At 58.9% G+C, this 3265-nt stretch carries 1 protein-coding gene; it reads right to left on the bottom strand.

The window, feature by feature from the left end:
- Positions 1-3128, bottom strand: a 3128-nt coding sequence (locus CKW32_RS27965) for a DUF6531 domain-containing protein (protein ID WP_095186528.1), incomplete at its 3' end; no start/stop codon positions are given.
- Between the last annotated feature and the right edge of the window lie 137 nt (positions 3129-3265).

The following is a 3265-nucleotide window of genomic DNA, read 5'->3' as shown; positions in this document are numbered from 1 at the left end:
CGGTTTTGCTGGTCGTACTCGTAGGCCAGCGCCCAGTGGCCGTCGTCGACGCTGAGGAGATTGCCTTGGCGGTCGTAGGCGTAATCGATCTTGCTGCCGTCGGGCAGGGTTTTTCTTACGAGGCGGCCGGCGTAATCGCGTTCATAACGCGTGACGAGCTGACTGCCGTCGTCGCCGTGTTCGGTTTTTTCCTGCAGGTTGCCGTTGAGGTCGTAGACGTAGGCGGTGCGTTGCCCATCAAACCCGACTTCCTGCTGGATCAGGCCGTTGGGGTGGTAATCCAGCCGGTAGGTTTCGCCGACTTCGTTTTCAATTTCGGTCAGCAGTAGACGGACGTTGTCGTAGCGATAGTTGACCTGAGTGCCATCGGCATTGATGCGACGGCTGATCAGGTGCAGGCCGTCGGCGTATTCGTAACGGGTGATGCGCCCCAATTCATCGCGTTCGGCGGTGATTTTTCCGTAGGGGTTGTAGCTGTATTCCCGCGTTGCGCCGCCGGGCAGGACAATACGAACCAATCGACCGACTGCATCCCACTGATACTGGGTCAGCGCGCCATGTTCATCCTCGCGGGCAATCTGCCGGCCCAGGTCGTCGTAGCGATAACGCTTGATCCCACCATTGGGCAGTTGCTCTTCAACCCGTTGGCCGCGTTCATTCCACACCAACCGCTGACAACTGTGATCGGGATGCCAAACGCCAATCAGTTGCCCGTATTTGTTGTAGCTGTAGTCGGTGATATGGCCGTCGGGATCGGTCCTACGGGTAACGTCGCCCTGGTCGTTACGCTCGTACTTCCAGACCGCTGAGCCACGCCTTACAACCCGTACGAAGCCATTGTCATGCTCGTAGGACGTTGGCTCATCGTCTCCAGGAAACAGCGCCACCAAACGTCCGGCATCGTCGTACTGATACGCCGTTACTGCACCGAGCGGATCCTGCTCGACCGTCAGTCGACCCTGGGCATCGTAGGATTTGAAATGCTTAGCGCCGTCCGGATCGATGCGCTGCACCAGCCGTGCGCGGTCGTCGTGGACGTAAATTTCCTGGCTATCATCGGCGTTGTGAACGACAACACTGCCGTCGTCCCCCCAGACATACCGCGTATCCATCTGCGAAAAACTGGCCCAATGCCGGACACATCGCGCCGCTTTGCCGGACCGTTCCCACGCCCAAAAGAAACTCGCCCCACCGGCCAGACCGCGCTCAAGAATCACGTGCTGATCGTCGTAGCGGTAAACCTCGCTTTCGCCTACCGCATTGGTCGCCGAAACCAATCGGCCAATGTCGTCATAGGCGTAGGAAACAACACTCTGTTCAGTGATCCAGGCGTAAGGCTCAAGTCCCTTGGCCCGCTGAACCTGGTAGTCCACCGCCATGATGCGGTCTGACTCGTAACGCAAGAACAGCGAAGAACCCGCACCGTTATCCAGCCGTTCAATGCGCCCTGAAAAGTCTCGGGAAATCCGCAGCCGGTTGTCGTACGCATCACTGATCGAGACCAACGCCCCGTTGCGAAAGTGATAAAACCGCGACGCCTGGGCCAACACCAACTCATCCGGCGACGCGCCTAAATAGATCGCTGCTTCGGCCAGGCTGTTGGTGATCGAGGGGCGAGCCACCGTTGGCAAGGGCAGGGTGGTCGCACGGTTTTCATGGTCCGTCCACGTCACGGAATCGCCCGACACAACAAGCCGATGCGCCAGCGAATGACTCCATCCAAACCCCAGCCCACAATCCACTCCCACCGCACTGGTGCGATACAACCGCGTCCACTCGAACGGCAACATCCCGTCCAACGTGCCATCGGTGAGCGTGAGCAATTCCTCCCCGGTAACCATCGACACGGGGCAGCCGTTGGTTACCGTCTTATCCGAAGAAGCCGCCGCATCGCCCTTCGGATTCGTCGATACAGCAGGCACGTCATCGACAGGCTCCTGCCTGACCAACGCCGTCTTCTGTGTCCTGTTACGAACCGCCGGCACCGGGTTGGAAATCAACTGATCCCCAGCCTTCAACGGTGCAACCGGCACCGCCTTGATCGGCGTCGCCGCACTGCTCAACAACAACGGCTTGAGCGCCTCGGCATGGGCATCCAGCTTCGGCCCCACAAGCTGCTTGGCCAGCAACTCCAACAACGCCCGCGCGCGGCCGGATTTGATCGAACTCAGCGTCTGCGCACCCACGCGTACCGCCACACCTGTGCCCGCCGTCGCCCACATCAGCAGCAGGTTGATCAGCACTTCACCGGTGATCTCGCCCAGTAATTCATACATGTCTGGCGGCGGTAGCAGACGTATCCAACTGACGATCGCCGAGACATAGATGAACAGCAGTGGCTCATCGCTCAGCACCAGCAAGCCCTTGGCAATCGCGTCTGCACCCTGTTTCAGCAGCTCATCAAGCTCGGCCTGGGAGAGGTAGTGCAGCAGCTTCTCGCTATTCGCTTTGAGATCGGCGAGCAGGTCATAGAGCTGGGTGATGTTGTCCCACAGGTTATAGAGCGCATTGGCCATCCCGGTTGAAAATGCCACGCCCTGCATCGCGCTGCGTTCCAAGGGTGTGGCGTTGGCAAAGTCTTGCCATTGGGGTTGGAACGTCTCCGTCCACTCATCCCGCAGACGACCCTCCAACCCCGCAATCACCGTCTGATAAGACGCATACAGCGCCTTGACGTGATCCTTGGAAACGTTGGGATAGAAGGTGATTTGGTAGAGCTGATTGCGATCACACTCGGTGATTTCGAGGATGCCGCTGGGGCCGATGGTTCGATACAGCGGCAGACCCATTGGGCTGCCGTCCGCCGCGATGGCTTGCAGCATCACCGGCGTATTGCCGATAGGCACGAAGCGCGTGCTTTCGAACATATGCACCAAGGTCAACGAGCCTTGGGCACTGCACATCGCAACTGTTTTGCTCGGGGCTTTGGAAGAAACCGGCGCGACCAGCGCCACCTCGTCCCCTACCTTGAAGACCTGCTCGACGTCCAATGCCGAACCGCTCCAGAAGCTTTCGGCCCAGGTATCAAAGGTGTTCAGGCAATGACGGAAGTCATCAAAGACGCGCTCAACATCCGGCGCCTCGGGATCCATGGGTGCCAGGACAAAGCTGGCAATGACGGGAATCAAAAGACAGCCCCATCAGTTGGGGCCTTAACGAAAAAAACCATCTGCAATCCCTCGCACTGTGTATTCAGGCGAGGGACTTTGCAGGCGTTTTCCGCAGCGGGGAGTAGCGCTTATCCGGCGCTTGCGTGGGAAGTTTC

This window comes from Pseudomonas sp. Irchel 3H9, assembly GCF_900187495.1.
GTDB lineage: Bacteria > Pseudomonadota > Gammaproteobacteria > Pseudomonadales > Pseudomonadaceae > Aquipseudomonas > Aquipseudomonas sivasensis.
The sequence above is the reverse complement of the archived record's forward strand: the minus strand, read 5'-3'. Positions and strand labels throughout refer to the sequence as shown.